Genomic DNA, 21,656 nt, shown 5'->3' with positions numbered 1-21,656 from the left:
AAGCAAAGGAATAATGAATATCGAATGTTGAATACCGAATATCGAAGTGATTGATCCGACTTTCGATATACGTTATTTGACATTCAATATTCTTTATTCGACATTCAATATTCGTTATTTAAAGCTTAAACACATAACTGCCTGAACCAATAGCCACGACGGTTTGGGTGGTTTCCGTCCGTAGCACCTTGATATCTTTCTGCTGATCAAGGGCTTTGCCGCTTTCCAGAATCGGGCTGCCGTTGGCGGTGGGGAGATACACCGTGGCGGTGGTGTTGGCCGGAATGCTGACCATCAGTTCCAGTTGGGGACCGGTTTTTTTCCATTCACTCCGGATCGGGCCGTAGGGCGAATGATACCGGACGCGGGTGTGGGTGATGTCTCCCACAACCTCGGGTTTGATGACGATGGCTTTGAAACCCGGCACGTTTTCATCCTGCTGAATCCCGCCCAGGCCGCTGTAGAGCCACTCCATGAGGTGTCCGAGCATGAAGTGGTTGTTGGATACAAACCGCAGGGCGGGCCAGGATTCCGTCAGGGCGGTGGCGCCGTGAGCCAGTTGGTAGCCGTATCCCGGCACATCGGCGCGGTTGTTCATGGCGTAAATGGCGTCCGAAGCACCGACCTGACCCAGCGCCAGCAGCAAATACCGGAATCCGATGTCGCCCGCCGTCAGGCTATAGTGGTTGTCTTTGAGGTTTTTCAATAAACTGGCCGTCACGGCGGCACGGTTGTCAGGTGTCACCAGATTCATGTAAATCGGCATGGCATTGGATGTCTGGCTTCCCGATCCATACTGGCCTTTCTGGGCGTCGTAAAACGTTTCGTTGAACGCTTTTTTGACAGCCTGAGCCAATTGCTGAAACTGGTCGGCGTCGGCGGTTTTGCCCAGCAGACGGGCGGTTTTTTCCAGAATGGTCAGGTCGTAAAAGTAGGTGGCTGTGGCCGTAATGCCTTTGGGTGTCAACTGCGATTCGCCCGGCGGTTTGGGGCCCAGATCGCACCAGTCGCCCAAACCGTGCGTCAGAATGTGGTTATCGGCTTTGGTTCCCAGATAGGCCACGTACTTTTTCATCATGTCGTAACTCTCCACCAGAATACTTTTATCACCGTACCATTGGAAGGTATACCACGGCAGAATCACCCCGGCGCTGCCCCATTCGGGGGAGTCGCGAAAACCGCTGGCGAAGGCGGTGTATTCGGGAGCAATGTCGGGAATGAGGCCATTGGCCAACTGCGCTGACTGCATATCCCGAATGATTTTCGGCAGCAGCGTCGCCAGATCGTAGGTATACCGGGCCGAGCCGCTCATGAGGTGCGTCTCTTCCAGCCAGCCCAGTTTCTCGCGGTGCGGGCAATCGGTCAGCGTGCTCACCATGTTGCTTTTGATGGCCCAGTCGATGAGTCGGTCGATGCGGTTAAACAGCTCATTCGAACACCAAAACTTTCCGACGGTTTCGGCTGAACCCCGAATGTGCAGTCCTTTGACGGCTTTCAAAACCGGAATAGCAGCGGAAGGCATCGCGATCGTACTCAGCAGGCCCTGGGCCGGAACGGCGCCTTCGATTTGCAGATACCGGAAACCGTAGTAGGTAAAGCGCGGATGCCAGGTTTCGGTGCCGCTTCCTTTGAGAGTGTACCGGTAAAAGTGCGGCTGACCGCTGGATTGCTGCGTCACCAGACTATCGTCACCCAATAACTCGCCGGGCGTTATTTTGATGATGGAACCGGCTTTTCCCGATACCGAAATCTGAGGAATACCAGCCATGTTCTGACCCAGATCAATCACGTAAATACCGGCTTTGGGCTGCGTGATCCGCACTGGTTTGAAGGTTTCCATGATTTTGACCGGCGGAGCAGTTTGCGACCGCAGTTGGGGCGATCCCTGCACCACGAGCGGTGTTTGCCAGTCGGTATCCTCAAAACCGGCTTCCATCCAGCCCGAAATTTCTTTGGTGGCGTCCCAGTCTTCACCCCCGTAAATACTCGAATAGGTGATCGGGCTTTGCGTTACTTTCCATGATTGATCGGTCACTACCTCCTGGTGCGTTCCATCTTCGTACGCCAGTTGCAGTTTGCAGATCAGTTTCGGATAGCCAAACGAGCCCACAATTTTCCGGTACCGTTCAACGGGGATGTTATAAAAACCGTTGCCAAGGAGCACACTCAACACGTTTGTGCCTTTTCGGAGCGCGGTCGTTACGTCGTAGGTCGCGTATAAAGCATAGTGATCGTAATTCGTCCAGCCGGGATCGATAAAATGGTCTTTTACGCGTCGTCCGTTAAGGCTCAGTTCATAATGGCCCAGACCGGAAATAAAAGCCGTGGCTCGCTTCAGCGGTTTTTCCAGCCGGAATTCTTTCCGGAATTGGGGCAGTGCATTCTGGGCTGATTTTCGGTCTCCCAACGGTTTGGCCGCATTGGGGTCGTGGACAAACGGAACAATCCGCTCCGATGCCGGCAGTTCTTCCAGCGCAATCCACTGCGCCTTGCCCCAGTCGGCTTGGGTTAGCAAACCCATTTGCCAGGTGGCGGGGGCGCTCCAGCCCGACGGCTGGCCGTCTTTGTCCCAGATCTGCACTTTCCAGTAGTAGGACTGGCTCGCCAGCAGCGGTTTGCCCTCGTACGGCACCTGAATCGACTGGTCGGAAATGCGTTTGCCCGAATCCCAGAGGTTGCCCTGACTGGTGGCCAGCGTCTGCGGATTGTCGGACACCAGAATCCGGTAAGCAGTTTGCTTTTGACCCCGAACCGCCGACCCCAACTGCCAGCTTAACCGGGGCTGACGGCTTTCGACACCGAGCGGCTGATCCCGGGAATCGCACCGGAGCCGGGTGAGCGGAACCGGTTCGGCGGTCCAGGCCTTGAAACTAAGCAGGCAAAAAAAGAGGAACGGGTAAAAGGGCAGTCTCATAACGCGTTCGAGGGGCTTTCGCAGGCTGGAAAAGTCAGGCGACAATCGCCCGTTCATTGTCCTCAAAAGCGCTTCGGTTCAGGAAGTCTACCCGCTGGTCTAAAAGTTTAACCCACGGTTTTCGAAAGGCGGGTCAAGAAAGGTCCGCCGGGCGGCCGGAGCCGTTGCAATCCGCAGTAAAAGCCCGGTACAGATTTTGCCTGCTTTCAATAAACGGACATCGATGAAAGCGTGTCCTGTGCATCCAACGTTATTCATTGATGACCATCAAATGAGAAGAATTGTTCTATACACACTGGGTGGAGGGCTGGTGATCACTTTCCTGGTATTTTTCTTCAAAACGCATTTTCCGTTTCAAAACGAAAGCCCTCCGGTGGCCCTGATTAATCACGATTTTGAAGAGAGCGTGGTCGGAATATTCGATCGAAAAAGTCGGCTAACAACGCGACCGGCGAACTCATTTCATACCCTTTCGGTGACCCTGGACCGAACCGTTCCGGCAGCCTCTCTGCAAAAACTGGTTTCAGACCTACCGGCTGATCTCCCGGTTTTAATCACCGTACAGATGGCCGTTTCGCCGGATCAGGAGAATGGCCTTGATGAAATTTTAGAAGGCCGGTTTGACGATTCCATCAAAATGTTTTGTGACGCAATCACCCAGCATAAATCGGAAATTTATCTGCGGTGGAGTCCGGAAATGGAAGTGCCGGTACGGCTTTATTCGTGGCAGTACCAGTCACCGCTTGTATACATCGATGCGTTCCGGTATTTTGCAAAACGCTGCAAAACCGCATCGCCGAAGATTAAGATAGTCTGGGGGCCAGCGGGTTATCCCGGAGCCGACGAATACTGGCCGGGAGAGGAAGAGGTGGATGTGACCAGCGTTACCCTCGATGGCAAATCCGAACAACGGGCCACGGCGTATCCCCGGGTCGCGGATCCAATTACGGCCATAAAGCGGAAAATACACCGGATGCGGTTTATGGATAAGCCCCTGCTTATTCTGGCACCCCGGACGAAAGAGCGTGATCCGTCGCTTTCCAAAACGATTCAGGAAGCAGTGGCGGAGATCAAAAAAGAAGCACCCGGTATATATACGAATCTGCCTAAAAAACCGGCTATTGAAAATGCGGTTACGCAGGAAACGTCGAAACCGGAAATTGGCGTTTATGATCCGAAACAGTTCCTGGTTAAATCAAAATCCGTACAGGCAGAGCATCTTTTTATTGATTTGGAAGCAATTCAGGACGGCAGTTTTGATAAAGAATTTAAAGCCGTTGTGGCGCGAAATCATGATGTAATTCTCAGCGTAGAACCGTGGAAAGACCGGATAGTTCGAAAAGACACCAATGTGTTGTTCAATACGATTTCGGGCGTTTATGATGACGAATTCAGGGCGGTTTATCAAGTCATTTCGGCGACTACGCAAACCGTTTATTTGCGATTTGCGCACGAAATGGAGATTCCCATTCAGCGGTACGCGTGGCAAAGTCAGGACCCGGTTTTATACAGCAAGGCGTTCCGGTATTTCATGAATTTTGACGGAAAAAGAGCGAAAAATATCCGGCGTGTGTGGGGCCCCGCCGGTGACCGGGGTTCCCTGGAATGGTGGCCCGGCGACGATGTGGTCGACTACATCAGCGTGGCGATTTATGGACTTCCCGACAAAAACATCACCGATCCGGCCCTCCAGGAGTCATTCCAGGCCATTTACAGCCGCAAACAGTACCGGATGCGATTGGTGAACAAGCCGATTTTTGTGACGGAATTCGGGGTGAAAGGCCCGGAAGATTTCCAGAAAAAATGGCTGGAAGAGGCAGCCGCCGTGCTGAATGCGCACCCGGAAGTTTTTGGCGTCTGTTACTTTAATCTGGCCGATAACCCGAAAGTCTGGGGTAAAATACCTCCCCCGGACTGGAGCATCAGCAAGTCGACTTTCGATCATTTTGTCCGAACTTTAGCCGACCACCGCTGAGGGATGCTGTCCATAGGCCGGGTAGGGGCCATGACCGGAAGCGGGGTATGGAGTGTCGAGCGGACGATGTCCAGAACCGTATTTCCTTTCAGAATATACAGATAAAGCTGGTAGCTTGATGGATTTTCCGGGATGGTAAGCAATAAACGGGGGCCTTCGCCCACATTTTTTACCGAAACGGGGTTTTCGAAGCGGTCCATTTTTACCAGTTTCCACTCCAGGCGAAAAGTGACCGGTACTGCCTGGGCCAGCACCCACTGATCGGTGTTGCGGATGAGTGCATGGTAGGGAAGTTGCGCCCCGGGAAAGGTTCCCAGGGCGGGTTTCAGAATTTTAATGGGAGGGAGCAACGCTGGCAGGGGCGTCCCTTTCCAGGTATGGCGTAATTGCAAGAGTGCCCGTTTCGTACGGCCCACATGGTCTTTTAACCCGTTGAAACTAACCCAGTCGGTGGTTTGCTCATCCTGCCAGTTTTCAATAAATAAACCGGTTGTTGTTTTTGGAAGTTTGGTGTATTCGCTGACGCTAATTTCACTGAAAAAATACGGAACCTGTAGTTTAGCCAGTTGTGAAACGGCGCGCGATGGTTTCTTCAGAACCAGCCCGAAAGCGTCGATAGCCGGAATGAAATGGTGGAACCGGTTCGTAAGCTGTACCAGATTTTCCGATGCGTCCAGATCGACGGTGACGGGTTTATCCGGATCAATTTGTTTCAGCTCGTTGACAACCGATTTGAGCCACGACAGGTATGCATATTCCTGATAAAGCAGATCCGGTTTGTAATAATAACGGGAAAGTTTCTGAAATGAGGTATTACCCATATTCCAGGAAACAATTTCGGGATGGTCTTTCAGGTTACGGACGGCATCCAGAATGGTAGTGCGTAAGTCCTCCAGTTTATCCTGATCAGTTGCAAAATTAATCTTGTCTGGTATCCAGAAACTGTAGTGAATTTTAAGGCCGGTTTTTTGTGCCGTATTCAGAAGGTTGTGCTCATAAATACTGGGTCCGCTGTATTTAAGGGTCGTGATGCCCAGTTCTTTCATTTCCTTGAAATCAGTTAGAAAATCTTTTTTGGTAAAAACCGACCGACTCTTCATCCAGTTCTGCCCCTTGGTGTAATGGATGCCTTTGGTACCGATAAAAAAGTTTCGGTTAGCCGGGCGGGAGCGGGCGAGCGGTTCGGCTGCTTCTGCCAACACCGGTATTGTTTTTCCGGCGAAGGAAACGTTCTCTTCATGTTCAGGGTACTGACCGCCTAAAAACCGCAACGAATCCGGCGGCAGATTCCGCCAATCCCGCGCGTGAGGGTCGAACCCGTCATTGACCAAAACGACCCCTTTTATTTCAGGAAAGGCACGCCGTGCCGACTGAATGTCCTGTTTCGACCAGCCGGTTTGCTGGTTTTCCGAGCTTAAATACCCCAATTCAGTGAGCAGAACCGGTAGGCCGGAACGAAAGATGGGATTCTGGTGAAAGGGATTGTAGAGGTCTTCCAGAGAACGTTTTTTTGGGCCCGTCTTGAGAAAACCCTCATTCAAGGCCGTGACGCCGATCCAGTCGACGTAGTCTTTGCCGGGGAAATAGGCGTCGATAGCATCGACCGTTCCGGGGCTCCAAACCCAGATTGCCGTGTAAACACCCTGCTTTGAAAAATAGTTGTGGACGTATTTCCAGGCTTCTTTAAAGTCATTCGGTGCGTTTTTAGTTGGTTGGGAGCTGTGGTGAACCGATTTGTCGGCTCCCGGAGCGAAGCGAAGAAAGATGGGGCGATGCAGTGATTTTAGCTGTTCTGAAAACCGACGGAGATACGTATCGTAGTGGCCCTCGACGAGTCGGCGAAAAAAAACGGCGACTGTGTCAGTATTATTATTTGTCTGGTTATTTGCAAAAATCATCGGCTGGGGTTCCCAGGTAATCAGCGGAATAGAGCCATTTCGATAGACGGAATCAATCGATTTGAGTGGCAGATACCCCGCCGGTTTATCCCCCCAGGGCATGTAAAATGAGATGAGGTCAACATGAACCTGATTAGACACCTGGTAGGATTTGATTGTACGCACGGAAGACATTCCACCGGGCTTGTCCGGCGAATACATCACATACAGAAAAAGATTGTCTTTGTGGGTGAACAGGGACTGGGCCATCTCGGTTTTAGACTGAAATTTTGCATAAAACAGGATGGAGAAAACCAGCATTCCGGTGATCCATAGTGCGGTATGGCGCAGTCCGGTATACAGCCACCGTCGTAAAATCCAGAAATATCCTTTCCCTTTTTGAATGATTTTAATGAAGTTGTTCAGGCGAGAATAACGCTCTTTAATGGCTCTGAACTGCTGCTGTCGACTGGCCGCAATGGTAAAAATCATGAACAGGCTGTTCAGGCCGGCAAAACCCGCCATGATCAGATTGTAGGGGTTCCAGTCCGTATACAAACCGTAGGTGATCGCCAGAATGGACAGGGCCAGCATCAACAGATTCGGGATGTTCAGGGGCCAGTTATTCGCTTCGTTTCCATCTTTTGGCGTAGGAACATAGGGTACTTTTTTCCTGAAAAGGGTGTAGATGAAGCCCAGGATAAAGATCCACCAGGTTCCGATCATAAGCAGTCCTCCCACGATGTGAAAACCGCGTTCTTCATCCTCCATCACCCACCATTGTACGAAGTGCCGGATCAGCACAATGGACGCGACAAACGGCAGGCCGATGGAAACGAATTCGGCCAGATCAATGTGCATAGGGCTCACGCCAAAGAACAGGGCCAGGATTGGAATTAAAAAGTTGATCAAATACAAAACGCCGGACAAATAATGGAAGGGAATGACGCCATAATGGAGTTTTTGTCGCCACGTAAATTGGGTAAAAAGCCGGGGATAGGTCGTGAAAAACAGCTCAAAAACCCCGCGTGACCATTTTAGCTGTTGTTTGTAATAGGCTGACAGCGTGGACGGAACGAGGCCGCGCGCCAAAACCGCCGGAACATACACCGACTGCCATCCTTTGGCGTGCAATTGCATGGAGGTGTGCATGTCTTCGGCTAACCCGGCCGCGTGCCCGCCGATGGATTCAAGGGCGGTGCGCCGGAAGGTGCAGTTCGCCCCAATCGCCAGGACGGTTCCGTACCGGTTCATGGTCATCATCATTGGGCCGTAAAACTGGTACGTTTGCTGGGCCGCCCCTTTGGCAATCAATCCCTCATCGTAGTTTTTGTAGGCTTGGACAATCTGCACATACCCAACCGCCGGGTTGTTGAAATGGGTGACGATGGGATCCAGAAAATGCGGAAAAGGAACGTGATCCGGATCCAGAATCACGCACAATTCGCCGGACGATTGAGCCAGGGCATTGTTAATATTCCCTGCTTTGGCGTCTTTTTTATCCGTGCGGGTGATGTGCCGGACGCCTAGTTTTTGGCAAACCTCCCGCAGGTAGGGATCGTCGGCTTCATCGCAGAGGTAGGTGGTATGCGGATGGGTGATCGCCTGAATGGCCGTCAGCGTTTCGATGATCATTTCGTACGGTTCGCCTGCACAAAATGTGGTGAAAATATCGACGGTATACGGTTTGGTGGTGGGCGGTGTTTCAGGAACGGTTATGTAAAAATAATGGTACCATTCATGCAGAATTTTAAGACACGTAAATCCAAAGGCGACCATCAGCATCCAGTACAGAGGCAAATAGCCTCTGACCGATGCTTTGAGCATGTTTTCCAGGAAAAATACCAGGGATGCCAAGCCTAAAAAGATCATCAGACGAAGCGTGAAGCGTTCGCGTTTCGATGGCGGTTTTACGGGCGGAATGGATTTCATGGGTCGCTTACCACGTAAAAAGGGGTGTTACAGGTGGCGAAATTCCCATTTTGGAGGTAAATGGTTGCAAACAGACGATAAGGTCCTTCCTGATCGGGCGCCACAAAGGTCGCCTTTAGATTCTGATTTTTTTGGAACAACCCTTCAATCGGTTTGCGTTTTTTGGTGCTGTTTTGGTTGTTTTCCCGGTACCAGTCTTCCGGTAAAATTTGCCATTTAACAGTTTTGATCTGGTCATTGGTTTTATACAGAAATACCTCCGCCGTTGACAAACTTCCCGGGTTTAGCAGAATATTATCGCGGGCTCCTTTTTGATTAACCAGCATGTATTGGAGTTCAGGAAACGGCTCGGGCGACGGTTTACCGGTCCAGATATACTTCATGATGGCCACCGGTTCAGCGTGGGCCCCGGCTTCGTCAAACAGGCTGAACCAGGTGGGCGTGGTTTCCTGTTTGTTCCCCCAGAAAAAAACAAAAGAGCCTAAAAACCGGGGATCTTCCCGCGGAATATCCTGCTGATAACGCTTTAAATATAAGTCGGCTTTTTTCTTGCTCGTGTTTTCAATGTAGGCACCCCAGGCGGTTTGTTCCGTCCCTTCCCAGGGGCCGTCGATTCCCCATTCGGTCAGCAGATAAGGCCCGTTCCAAAACCAGGAAAAGTCTGCCAGGTCTTTCCGCAGGGTTTTGATGTTGCTGTAGATGTTAAACGAGAGCAGATCGACATCGCAGCGGGTGGTGATGTTGAAAATGTATTTTGTATTAAAATTCAGGACCACCGTGGTAACGGGATGGTCAGGATCATCCCGGTGAATCATATCCGTAATCGCATTAAACGTGGTATAAAACCGGTAGTACGAAAAACCGAACGGGAAGTCGAGTTCGTTGCCCAGGCTCCACATCAAAACCGCCGGATTGTGCTTGAAGCGGTTGACAACGACCTGTAAGGCTTTGAGGTGGGAGGCCACTTTTACCGGATTGTTGTAAAAAGACGTATCGTCATTTATGGGAAGCGGCAGGCCCACAACCACGGCCAGGTGGTTCGCCTGTGCACTGTCCAGGAGGCTGGCAAGCCGGGTGGTATCCCAGGTTTTGAGCGTATTTCCACCCGATTGTTTTAACGTGTGGAAGTGTGAATAGCCAGCTGCTCCCTTGATTTCAAAAGGACGTCCGTTTCGGTAGAGGATGAATTTTCCGTCTTTTTTCCCAATCGATACGGTTCGCCGGAAAGGTTGGTCTTCCGGGTTGTGACATTGCGATAGCCCGGTCAATAGCACAATACTGCCGAGGAAGAGCATTGTCAGAACTGAAGCTTTCTTTGGTAACCTCACCGTTTGAAGTTCAGAAATAGTAACGGACGAAATGGTTTAAGCCGGATCAGCCAGCGCATCTCTTTCTAAGTCTATGCGGGAAAACGCTGCAAACATCATTCCAATTTTCCATTTAGATTACCAGGAAAAGAACTTTAAAAAAACGGTGATACGTTCGTAAATCAGGTATTATTTCCGCTCCAAAATGCGCAAAGGGAGGTTTTAATCCGACAGTATTACCGGTTAATAAATACCGCATTAGTATATACGTTAATGTTATAATTATTCCAGCTATAGTGATACATTTACTTGTAAAGTTTCAACAAAATAAACATCCACTGTATGAAAATGATCCATGTACTTCGGGGAGTTCTTTATGTATTGGTCGCTTTTCAGTTTACTGGCTGTGGCGACCATCTTTTTCCGAACGTTTCACCGGGTTCAGTTCCTGACCGTTTGCGGATTAAAACCGTAACGCAGGAACTCGCTGACGTCGCTGGCCGGTCCAGTTTAGTGCAATACATCAGCACCTTCGGTTACGATTTGCAAGGCCGTCTGAACACGATTACGACTACTCAAAATCCCAGTGATCCGAATGCACCGGTTGAAACCGGCGCTTTTACTTACAATGCCCAAAACCAGGTCATCCAATTTCAACGCGAAATCACCCCGGCGGGTGAACCGAAGATAACCGAAACCTATTCGTATACGTATGTCAACAGCCAGATGACCCGGCTTTATTACACCAACAATAAAGATGGACGGGGCGATAATGTCTGGGACTTAACGTTTCAATACAACCCCGATAACCAGGTGAAAAGTAGCCGTAAATCCTTTGAAACCGGCGGGGTTTCTTACAAGGAAAACAGTGAATACTTCTTCACGGGGAACAACCTGACGGCTATCACAACGACGACAGAGGTGTCGCCAGGCCCCGGCGGAGGTACGTTTACAACCAACTTTACGCACGATTCCAAAACAAATCCGTTCTATAACGTCGCCGTCATTCCGGCCCCCTATGCCACGGCGGGGGTGTCAACACCTTTCAACGGAATACTGGATTTTTATACCTATTACGGTGGGGTTGACAATGTTCTCCATCTGAGCCGGAACAACGTGCTTTCGTCCGGATCCATCACGTATGCGTATACCTACGTCGGGGATTTACCAGCGACCCGCATTAAAACCGAGCCCTTTAAACCCCGGGAAACCTTAACCTATGTGTATGAAAGTTATTGAACCTCCCTACGGTGGCTGAGATCCTCTTGCCCGAACGGTTAGGTCTGGAACGGCACTGGTACCGACCTCTTTCGAAAGAAAACCGTGACGCAGTTGGATTGAAATCGTCTCAAAACAAAAACGGTGACAAAGTATACAGAACCCTGCTTGGTCACCGTTTTTAAAAATACACGGCCTAAGTCACATCACGGGATTAAACAGCTTAGTTACAAAACTTTGAACCAACTCTGCCGGACAACTCAGGAGATTTATCGACCTAATTTGCCGAAAAGTTTGACGAAAACTATTTTTTGTCCTATTTTTATCGACCATACCGTTCTTGCCTTGATAATTACTTAACCAACATGTAACCCAAAACCTGCTCATGTCGAACCTGAAGACGACCCTTCACGGCCTCCGATTGGCTTGTACCGTATTGCTTTTAGTAAGCGTTGCCCCCCGCAGTTGGGGCGCTTTTTTTCAGGCCGACACCAACGGTGTCAGAGCCGACACGGCACAGGAAACCATTGAAGTGGTCGATGTGCCCGAGGTCTTGTCCATCCCGGAGCCCGTTCTGCGTGACCGACTTGCCAAACTGGAACAGACCATTCCCCTGAACTACAACAAAACCGTCCACGGTTTTATCGATTACTTTACCTTCCGCCGACCGAGCTACACCAAAAAGGTGATGGAGCGGATGCCGATGTTCTTCCCCTTGTATGAGCGGTTGCTGGCCCAGCACGACATTCCCGACGAGCTGAAATACCTCTCGATTGTTGAATCGTCGCTGGACCCCAAAGCGGTTTCGCGCGTCGGCGCAGGTGGTTTGTGGCAGTTTATGCCGTATACGGGCGCAGATTTTAAACTCTATCAGGATGACTACATCGATGAGCGCATGGACCCCGTCAAGTCGACCGATGCCGCCTGTCGCTATCTGAAAGATTTATACCGGGTTTTTGGCGACTGGCACCTCGCACTGGCGGCCTACAACAGCGGTCCGGGGACGGTGAAACGCGCCATGCGCCGGTCCGGGGGCGATTCGTTCTGGACGATTTATAATTTCCTGCCGAAAGAAACCCGCGCGTATGTCCCGCAATTCATTGCGTTGACCTACATGATGAACTTCGCCAACGACCACGGGATTTACGCTGAACAGCCCGAATACCCCATTCCCTGTGATACGATTCACGTCAACGGGTACCTGTCGATCGAGCGGTTTTGCAAATACAGCGGGGTGCCGCTGGCCGAAATTCAGAAAATGAATCCGTCGATCATGACGGGTGTCCTGTCGGATCAAACGCGCAGTTTTGTGCTTCGGGTACCGAAAGCCCATTTCGATTATTTTGCGGCCAACCGGCGGTCGATTCTGGATTCAGCCGGTCGGAATCCGACGATTTCGACCAATATGTTGCTGGCGTCGACAGAAAGCGTCGACTACCGTTCCGACTCCGCGCGAAAACGGGACTATTTTCCTTTTACCGATGCCAATGAGGAGCAGGCCCGGGAGTCGCAGCCCGTGGTAGCCGCCAACGCCCTTGTCTCCGATGCAGATGACGTTGAGGAGGTGGTCCGCCGAAAGCCGAAAAAAACCGTGTACGTCGTGAAGCGGGGCGAGGTGCTGTCGCGCATTGCGGAGAAGTACGACGTGGACGTGTATGACCTCAAAAAGTGGAACCACCTGCGTTCAACCCGCATTCAAAAAGGCCAGAAGCTGGTCATTTTCCGGGAACAGGCGCTGCCGGAAACGTCGTCCCGGATGGCCAAAGTGACCAAAAGTCAGGGTAAGTCAGAAGTGGCAAAACAGACCAAAACCTACAAACCAAAGTACCACCGGGTTCAGGATGGCGACACGCTCTGGAATATTTCGAAGCGGTATAGCGACCTGAGCGTCGATGAACTGAAAAAACTGAATAAAATCAAGGGAAATTCACTCAAACCCGGTCAGCGTCTGATTGTAGGTTAGTAGGGATTGAAGGTTGAAGAGTTAAGTGTGAAGAGTTAAAAATGAAAGTTAATGAAGGCATGTTTAACTCTTAACTCTTCGTTCTTAACTCTTTCGTATCTTTGACTTTTTAAGACCGGCCTATACTGGTTGAAAAAAGCTATCTATGATTGCTTACATTAGCGGAAAAATTACCCACAAAGACCCGACCCTTGTGATTCTGGAAGCCAACGGAGTTGGCTACGAAATCCATGTTTCCCTGTACACGTCGACGGTTTTGCCAAAGCTGGGCGAACCCTCGAAATTGTTTACGTATCAACACATTCGCGAAGATGCCCAGACACTGTACGGTTTTGGTGATCTCGACGAAAAAAACCTTTTTCTGGATTTGATTGGCGTGTCGGGCATCGGTCCCAATACCGCACTCACCATGCTCTCAACCCTGACGCCGGTCGAACTCCGTCAGGCCATTTTGATGGAAAACGTTGGAGCGGTTCAGAAAATCAAAGGCATCGGGAGTAAAACGGCTCAACGGGTTATTCTGGAATTGCGTGACAAGATGAAAAAAGCGGGGATTATGGCACAGGCCGGTACACCAAACTACCGGATGACCGTCAACCCCGTTCGGGATGAAGCCCTGGCGGCACTCGTTACGCTGGGTATTCCGAAGGCTGCGGCCGAAAAAAGCCTCGATACGATCCTGAAACGCGAAGGCGACGAACTCAACGTTGAACAGCTTATACGTCTGGCTCTCAAGTAATTATGGATTATGGATTATGAATTATGAGTTGGCAAACGCAAGCGTCGCAACTCATAACCCATAACTCATAATTCATAACTAAAATATTGGCAAGGTTTTCGCCGTTTGGTGATAGAGATGTATCTGAATAAACTAACTACCTATTCCACCGAATCAAATTATACGTGCCTCTCTTGGAATGTGTTGAGTCCCACCGATTGACCCGGTTGCGGTTGTTAAATGGCCGGATTGAGCCCTGGATGGTTGTGCTGTGTGCGTTACTGGTTGGGTCGGCCTGGATGCCTGTAACAGCCCAGACACCCGCGCGTCGCCGGACAGTTTCGCTGGCCGATTCTCTGGCCCGCGTCCGTCAGGATAGCATCCGAGCCACCCGTTCGGCCGAGCGCCGACCCATTATTCGCTGGCGTGACCGGTATATCAGTCCTTTTTCCGCTACTATTCCCAGGTCGCCTTTTTTGTTGCGTGATCCGCGGGCGGTTTCGACCGAGGTTCAACTCACGAGGCCGGGTCAGATTTCCGTATTGGAACGCATCGGCGGCCAACCGGAGACTTCGCGTCCGACGTCCGGATCAACCACTACACCCGCGGCCACGACCGGAAACTCCGTCATCGGGGCCATCCCGGTTGCTCCCCCGCCGACCCGACCAGCGGCCGGTTTACCGTATCGGCCAGCCGAAACCATGTCGTATGACGACTATAACCGTTTGCAAAACCAACGTGTTCAAAAAAGTTTGTGGCGGGAATACAGCGCGCGAAATGATGGTCAAAGTGCCGTCAGTGGAAGGGGACTGGTTCCAAAACTGGAATTACCACCGGTTTTTGACCGGCTCTTTGGGGGTAATCTGGTGGATTTCAAGCCGAACGGATTTGTCATGCTCGATTTTGGGTATCTCTACCAGTTCATCGACAACCCGATTATTCCGGTTTTGCAGCGTCGGAATGGCAACTTTGTCTTTAATCAACAGATCAATATCAGTTTCAATGGGAAGATCGGTGAGCGCCTGGGTCTTACGGCCAATTACGACACCAAATCCAGTTTCAATTTTGAAAATGTCCTGAAGCTGAATTATCGCCCACCGGTTCCGAACTTGCCCAATGCCAACGGATTGACGAACGGCCTTCCCGGTTTACCCAGCCCTGGTGGCTTGCCGGGTTTACCCAGTCCTGGGGGCCTGCCGGGCAGTTTACCCAGTTTGGGAAGTATGACGCCTTCGGCCATTCCTCAGTTTCAGCCTCAGGACCCCAGCATCATTCAGAGTCTGGAAGCCGGGAACATCAGTTGGCCGCTCAGTAGCCAGTTGATTCCGGGCGTACAAAACCTGTTCGGGGTAAAAACCCAGCTTCGTTTCGGGAAGTTAAACGCCACCCTGGTTGCATCGCAACAGCGTTCAAAACAGGAAGAGATTACGATCAAAGGCGGATCGATGCAGAAAAACTACGAGATCCGGGTCGATACCTACGACGAAAACCGCCATTTCTTTCTGTCGCAGTTTTTCCGGAACAACTACGAACGCTCCCTGAAAAGCCTACCCCAGATCATATCGGGTGTAACCATTACGCGTTTAGAGGTATACGTAACCAACCGGACCAACACCACCACCACCCTGCGGAACGTCGTCGGTTTTGCGGATCTGGGCGAACCCCGACCGTTCAACACCGCCAATCCGAACCTCCAGCCCATCAATCCGGACGCCAGCAGCGCGGCCGACAACACTACCGGCAATGGCTTGTTTGCCCGATTGCGAGCGAACACCGGCATCCGGCAGGTGGATCAGGTGAACTTTTTACTGGATGGCACCTTCGGTTTTGCCAAAGGCATCGACTATGAACTGCTACGGGGGGCCAAACGCCTGACCGAAACCGAGTACAAGTTTCAGCCGGAACTGGGGTATATTTCGCTGGTAACACCCCTGCGCAACGACGAAGTGCTGGCGGTTTCCTACGAATACACCTACCGGGGCCGGAAATACCAGGTGGGGGAATTGACCGAAGATTACCAGAACCGGCAGGACAATGAAGTGTTGATTTTGAAGCTGTTGAAATCATCGACGATCCGCAACAACACGCAGTTGCCGATGTGGAACCTGATGATGAAAAACATTTATTCGCTCAACACCTCCCAGATCAACAAGCAGAATTTCCAGTTGCGGATTATTTACAAAGATGACCTGACCGGGATCGATAACCCCAATTTGCAGGAAGGGCCGGGAACCATCAAGGACATCCCGCTGGTGCAGGTCTTCAACATGGACCAGGTCAATGCCCAACTCGACCCGCAGCGGGACGGTAATTTTGATTTTGTCGAAGGCGTCACGGTCGACAGCCGGTATGGCCGGGTGATTTTTCCGGTACTGGAGCCTTTTGGGTCGTATCTGGCCAACAAGTTTGGGACCGACGACGCCCTGAAAGCGAAATACGTTTACAATGAACTATACCGAACTACGCTGGTCGATGCGCAGCAGGTGGCGGGTAAAAACAAATTTTTCCTGAAAGGGAGTTACCAGTCGTCGACGGGCGGGGAAGTGACGTTGCCCTACGGCGTCGATGAGAAATCGGTGCAGGTGACGGCGGGTGGCGTGCCGTTGTCGCCCGGTTCAGATTTTGTGGTGGAGTCGCAGATTGGCCGGGTGCGGTTTCTGAACGAAAGCCTGATGAATTCGGGTCAGGAAATCAAGGTGCGGTATGAGCGCCCCGATCTGTTTCAGAACCAGATTCGGCGACTGATCGGAACGCGGCTGGATTACAAACTGAGCCCCGAAGTGAACATCGGGATGACGGCCATGAACATGCGGGAAACCCCCGCCGGTTTTCTGACGCGCGTGGCCATCGGAAACGAACCCGTGAACAACACCATTCTGGGATTCGACGCCATGATCCGGAAAGACTCCCGGTTTTTGACCCGGATGCTGGATGGACTGCCGCTGATTCAGACGAAGGAACTGTCGAACATTGCTTTCCAGGGCGAAGTGGCCCAGTTGTTTCCGGGTGTAGCTCCGCGTGTCAACAACAACGCGTTCATCGACGATTTTGAAGCCGCCCGCACGCTCTACGACCTCACCCGCCAACCCACGCGCTGGCGGCTGGGATCGACCCCGACGACGCCGGAGCGGGCTTTTCCGCAGGGCACATTTGCCGAACCCCTGGCTTATGCCTACAACCGCGCCCGGATTTCGGTCTATACGGTCGACAACACCTTCAGTACTGCCAACACGGTAGGAGGGGGGCGTTCACCCCAGAGTAACCTGACCGAGAACGATTTAAGGAACGTTTACGAACAGTTTTTTCTTTCCAATGAACTGTTTCAGGGGCGCTCGGTGCGTCTGGTCAACCTGCCGGAGAACATTCTGGACGTGGCCTATTTCCCCCGGGAACGCGGGATGTACAACTTTAACCCGAACCTGGCTCCCGACGGACGCCTGGCCGGTGACCCGAAAAAGAATTTTGGCTCGGTGATGCGGGCCATCACGTCTGATGCCGACTTTGACAACGCCAACATCGAAAACATCGATTTCTGGTTGATGGACCCCTTTGTGGGCGCTACGGATTCGACCTTCGCTACGGTTCACGACGGTTTTGAGAACAAGGCCAACCGCACCGGTGGAAAACTGGTCTTCAACCTGGGTGATCTGTCGGAAGACGTGATCAAGGACGGGCGGTACAATTTTGAAAACGGACTGGCGGTTCCGAATGGTCTCTCGCCCGATTCAACGGCCTGGGGGCGGGTGACGCGTTCGCAGTTTGTGACGCAGGCTTTCGATAACGTCACGCGCTCGCAGCAGGACATCGGTCTGGACGGGTTGAGCAACCGGGACGAGAACACGTATTTTAAAAGTTACATCGATCAGGTTTCGCCCCGACTGAATGCCGAAGCCCGCGAACGGCTGTTGAGCGATCCCGCCAACGATGACTTTATATTTTATTACGGCCAACGCGCCGATTCGGTGCGGCATATTGTCAGTCGATACAAACAATATATGGGCATGGAGAACAACTCGCCCGAATCGCAGGACCGCAACCAGTTGGTGACGCCCGCATCGACCACGCTGCCTGACATCGAAGATTTGAATACGGACAACACCATCAACGACAACGAAGCCTATTACGAATACGAAATTGACCTGAAACCGGGGCAGCTTGCGGTGGGCCGGGGCTACATTGTCGATAAAGTGGAAGTGCAGACCAAGGCCGGCCGGCCGGTGACCTGGTATCTGTTCCGGATTCCGGTGCGCGATAATCCCAAAAAAGTCGGGAACATCAACGGATTTAAGTCGGTGCGGTTTGCGCGGATGTACCTGACGGAGTTTGAAGAACCGGTGGTGTTGCGGTTTGCGCAGTTGCAGATGACGTCCAACCAATACCGGAAGTATACGGGCGACCTGTCGGCGCGCGGTTTGCAGGAGGTACCGGAGCCCTACGATGCACAGTTCAAAGTGAGCGCGGTGAACGTGGAAGAGAACAGCGCCCCCGGTAACAACAAGTATATTTACCGCGTTCCCCCCGGTTTTCAGCGAGACCGCGATTTTACGCAGATCAACCAGGTGGAACTCAACGAGCAGTCGATGAGCCTGAGCGTGACCAACCTGCGGGATGGTGATTCGCGGGCGGCTTTCAAAAATACGAACCTCGACCTGTTGTTCCGGGAGCGGCTGAAGATGTTCATTCACATGCACAATGAGCAGAACGAAAATGGTCAGGTATCGGCCTTTGTTCGGCTCGGAACGGATTTTACGGACAACTACTACGAAATCGAGATTCCCAATCTGGTTTCAACCCCGGACGGTAGCCAACCCGACGATGCGGTGTGGCCTGCCGCCAACGACCTCGACATTGCGATCGACGAACTGATTAACCTCAAGGCGGAGAAAAACCGCCAGTTTACGCGAACATCGGCCCAGCCGTTTACGATGAATAGTGCCGACGGGCGGTATAAACTGACCGTGGTTGGAAATCCGGATTTGAGCGCGGTGCAGATCATCATGATTGGCGTCCGCAATCCGAAGTCGGCCGACGAGCAGGCGAAGAGTTTTACCATCTGGGTGAATGAGCTACGCGCCAACGGCTTCGACCAGACGGCCGGTCGGGCTGCGGTTGGGGTGCTCAACGCCAAACTGGCCGACGTGGCCACCGTTACGGCCTCGGGGAAAATAACGACGTTTGGCTTCGGCGGTGTGCAGCAGCGGATTTCGGAGCGGTCGCGGGAAACCTCCACGGAATACGGAATTCAGTCGCAGATTGCAGTCGATAAACTGTTGCCCGAAAAATGGGGGCTGAAGATTCCGCTGTATGTCAATTACGACCAGCGGCTGATTCAGCCGCATTTCGACCCGCTCGACCCCGACACCCCGCTGGAAACCACATTATCGACGCTGAATGAAAATGACCGGGATCGATACCGCAGGCTGGTCGAAGACCGTTCCATCCGGCGCGGAATCAACCTGTCGAATTTCCGGAAGGTGAAAACCAATCCGAATGCCAAAAGCCATTTCTATGACGTTGAAAACCTGTCGTTTACATATGCATTCAACGAAGCGACCCGGACGAATGTTCTGACTGAACAATTCATTCAAAAACAAACGCGCGGAGGCATTGCCTACGTCTACAGTGCCCAACCGAAACCGTTCGAACCGTTTAAACGGTTTCAGTCGCTGGAACGCCCGTATCTGCGCTGGCTGCGTGATTTTAACCTGACGTTGCTGCCAACACAGGTGGCCGTGCGGGGTGAGGTGGACCGGAGTTTTATCAAAACCCAGCTCCGCAATTCCGAACTCACGACCGAGGGCATGGTACCGCAATTCGAGAAGTATTTCTGGTTCAACCGGTACTATGATTTGCAGTGGAACCTGACCAAAAATTTGATTTTAACCTACAACGCCCGTTCCAACGCCATCATCGACGAACCCGCCGGGGATTTGAACACGCAGGCCAAGGTCGACTCGGTCTGGGCCAATGCCCGGCGGTTTGGCCGGACGAAAAACTATGAGCAGAACATCCGGGCCACCTACCGGATGCCGCTGGACAAACTGCCATTGCTCGACTGGATTGCCGCCGACCTGACCTACAACGTGGGCTACCAGTTTCAGGCCAACTCGTTCGGCATTACCGATACGCTGAATGTGCCGTTTGGCAATACCATCCGCAACAACCGGGAATGGGGCATTCAGGGGCGGGTGGATTTTATCCGGTTGTATAACAAAATCAAGTCGCTGCGGTTTGCCAACACGCCCTCGGTTCCCCGGAAAAACTTCACCCGAAACCCCGGTGATATCGAGGATATTCAGCGCACGGAAAGCCGGGTGTTGAAGAGTTTTGTCCGGACGTTGCTAACGGTTCGGGGCATTAATTTCAACTACACGGTGCAGGAATCGACGTTGCTGCCGGGCTTTTTGCCGACGCCCCGGTTCTTTGGTCTTTCGCGCGAAAACGCGCCTGGTTTGCCGTTCGTGCTGGGAAGTCAGGATCGGAACATCCACCGGAAATCCGCCGAACGGGGCTGGTTATCCAAAAGCACGGTGTTGAATCAGCCGTTTACGCAGACGCTCGGCAAGAAGTTCGACGCCCGCACGACGCTGGAACCGTTCAAGGATTTTCGCATAACGGTCGAAGCCCGGCTGACCCGCCAGGATAGTTACCAGGAAGTCTACCGGGTCGATACAACCGGCGGTTCTTTTACGAGCCTGAGTCCGTACCGTAACGGTCAATTCAGCATGTCGTTTCTGTCGTTCAAAACGGCGTTTACCAAGCTCAACAGCGACAATTCATCGCCGATCTTCGACCGGTTTGCCGAATACCGCAAGATCATTCTGAACCGGCTGATACTGAACCGGCCCGTGGGAAGTTTGGGCGAATACAACCTGACATCGCAGGATGTGCTGATTCCGGCGTTCTTCGCGGCTTACAGCGGAAAAGACCCCAATACGGTGAAAATCAATCCGTTCCTGCGGTTTCCACTGCCCAACTGGCGGGTGGACTACAACGGTTTGTCGCAACTGAAACCGTTCCGCAAACTGTTCAGTGCCTTCACTTTAACCCACAGTTACAACTCGACCTACAGCGTCGGCAACTTTACCTCGTCGCTCGACTACGAAGCGGCTTATGTGAATCTGGCTGTGATGAACTACCCGCTGGCAACGCAGTACAACGATCAGAATCAGTTCATTCCGATTTTTGTGATGAGCACCATCACCATGACCGAGCGGTTTTCGCCTTTGCTGGGCGTGACCTTCCGGACGCAGAGTAAAATCAGCGGAGGGCTGGAATACAACCAGGATCGGAGCGTTGCCCTCAACCTGTCCAATGCGCAGGTCGCCGAACTCAGCAACAAGGACATCACGTTCCGGTTTGGTTTCACGAAGACGAATTTCCGGATTCCCTTTAAAATTAACGGGGCCTACCAACGGCTGAAAAACGACCTGATCTTTAATTGCAACCTGACTTTCCGCGACACGCGAACCGTTCAACGGAAATTTGACGATACCGCCCAAAATGAAAATGGCGTTGGCGAGCAAATTATTACCGCCGGAAACGTCAACTTCCAGTTGCGGCCACAGGTGAGCTACGTCGTCAATCGCCGGTTAAACGTCCAGATTTATTTCGATCGAACGTTCAATGACCCGCTGGTTTCCAACTCGTTCCGCCGGGCTACCACGGCGGGTGGGGTTCAGATTCGCTTCAATCTGGCGGAATAAAACAAACGGTTTTGTTTCAGCCGATCGGTGTTTCGGCTGGAACCCT

General features: G+C 52.0%; 8 protein-coding genes. 5 read left to right on the top strand and 3 right to left on the bottom strand.

The window, feature by feature from the left end; all coding sequences use genetic code 11:
* Positions 1-118: 118 nt before the first annotated feature.
* Positions 119-2,914, bottom strand: a complete 2,796-nt coding sequence (locus FH871_RS15570) for a family 78 glycoside hydrolase catalytic domain (protein ID WP_138992332.1) — start codon at positions 2,912-2,914, stop codon at positions 119-121.
* A 271-nt stretch (positions 2,915-3,185) separates the two neighbouring features.
* On the opposite strand from FH871_RS15570, the gene FH871_RS15565 reads away from it, so the two are divergent.
* On the top strand, positions 3,186-4,889 hold the full coding sequence (locus tag FH871_RS15565) for a hypothetical protein (RefSeq protein ID WP_138992331.1): 1,704 nt from the start codon (positions 3,186-3,188) through the stop codon (positions 4,887-4,889).
* Here the strand turns inward: FH871_RS15565 and FH871_RS15560 are convergent.
* Positions 4,856-8,698, bottom strand: coding sequence for a glycosyltransferase (locus FH871_RS15560; protein ID WP_138992330.1), 3,843 nt, complete (start codon positions 8,696-8,698; stop codon positions 4,856-4,858). The two genes, FH871_RS15565 and FH871_RS15560, sit on opposite strands and share 34 nt — an antisense overlap.
* Positions 8,695-9,993 (bottom strand): glycoside hydrolase family 2 TIM barrel-domain containing protein, encoded by a 1,299-nt coding sequence (locus tag FH871_RS15555; protein ID WP_138992329.1) that lies wholly within the window; start codon positions 9,991-9,993, stop codon positions 8,695-8,697. The genes FH871_RS15560 and FH871_RS15555 overlap by 4 nt, the downstream gene beginning before the upstream one ends.
* 360 nt (positions 9,994-10,353) lie before the next feature.
* Between FH871_RS15555 and FH871_RS15550 the strand changes: the two genes are divergently transcribed.
* From FH871_RS15550 to sprA, 4 genes are all read left to right on the top strand, one after another.
* A complete protein-coding gene (locus FH871_RS15550) occupies positions 10,354-11,244 on the top strand; it encodes a hypothetical protein (RefSeq protein ID WP_138992328.1) in 891 nt (296 codons plus the stop codon).
* 364 nt (positions 11,245-11,608) lie between these two features.
* Positions 11,609-13,186, top strand: a complete 1,578-nt coding sequence (locus FH871_RS15545; RefSeq protein WP_138992327.1) for a lytic transglycosylase domain-containing protein — start codon at positions 11,609-11,611, stop codon at positions 13,184-13,186.
* A gap of 145 nt (positions 13,187-13,331) precedes the next feature.
* The gene (gene ruvA / locus FH871_RS15540; RefSeq protein WP_138992326.1) at positions 13,332-13,925 is read left to right on the top strand and encodes a Holliday junction branch migration protein RuvA; all 594 of its coding nucleotides are present in this window, start codon (positions 13,332-13,334) and stop codon (positions 13,923-13,925) included.
* A 278-nt stretch (positions 13,926-14,203) separates the two neighbouring features.
* Positions 14,204-21,610: a cell surface protein SprA gene (gene sprA, locus FH871_RS15535; protein ID WP_229317335.1), complete on the top strand. Its 7,407-nt coding sequence runs from the start codon at positions 14,204-14,206 to the stop codon at positions 21,608-21,610.
* The last annotated feature ends 46 nt before the right edge of the window (positions 21,611-21,656 follow it).

It is taken from the genome of Larkinella sp. C7 (genome assembly GCF_006149005.1).
In the GTDB taxonomy this organism is placed as follows: Bacteria; Bacteroidota; Bacteroidia; order Cytophagales; family Spirosomataceae; genus Larkinella.
The sequence above is the reverse complement of the archived record's forward strand: the minus strand, read 5'-3'. Positions and strand labels throughout refer to the sequence as shown.

Bases quoted from the DNA above. Each gene is read 5' to 3' on its own strand.
- FH871_RS15570 (WP_138992332.1), bottom strand. From the start codon at position 2,914: ATGAGACTGCCCTTTTACCCGTTCCTCTTTTTTTGCCTGCTTAGTTTC.
- FH871_RS15565 (WP_138992331.1), top strand. From the start codon at position 3,186: ATGAGAAGAATTGTTCTATACACACTGGGTGGAGGGCTGGTGATCACT.
- FH871_RS15560 (WP_138992330.1), bottom strand. From the start codon at position 8,698: ATGAAATCCATTCCGCCCGTAAAACCGCCATCGAAACGCGAACGCTTC.
- FH871_RS15555 (WP_138992329.1), bottom strand. From the start codon at position 9,993: ATGCTCTTCCTCGGCAGTATTGTGCTATTGACCGGGCTATCGCAATGT.
- FH871_RS15550 (WP_138992328.1), top strand. From the start codon at position 10,354: ATGATCCATGTACTTCGGGGAGTTCTTTATGTATTGGTCGCTTTTCAG.
- FH871_RS15545 (WP_138992327.1), top strand. From the start codon at position 11,609: ATGTCGAACCTGAAGACGACCCTTCACGGCCTCCGATTGGCTTGTACC.
- ruvA (WP_138992326.1), top strand. From the start codon at position 13,332: ATGATTGCTTACATTAGCGGAAAAATTACCCACAAAGACCCGACCCTT.
- sprA (WP_229317335.1), top strand. From the start codon at position 14,204: ATGCCTGTAACAGCCCAGACACCCGCGCGTCGCCGGACAGTTTCGCTG.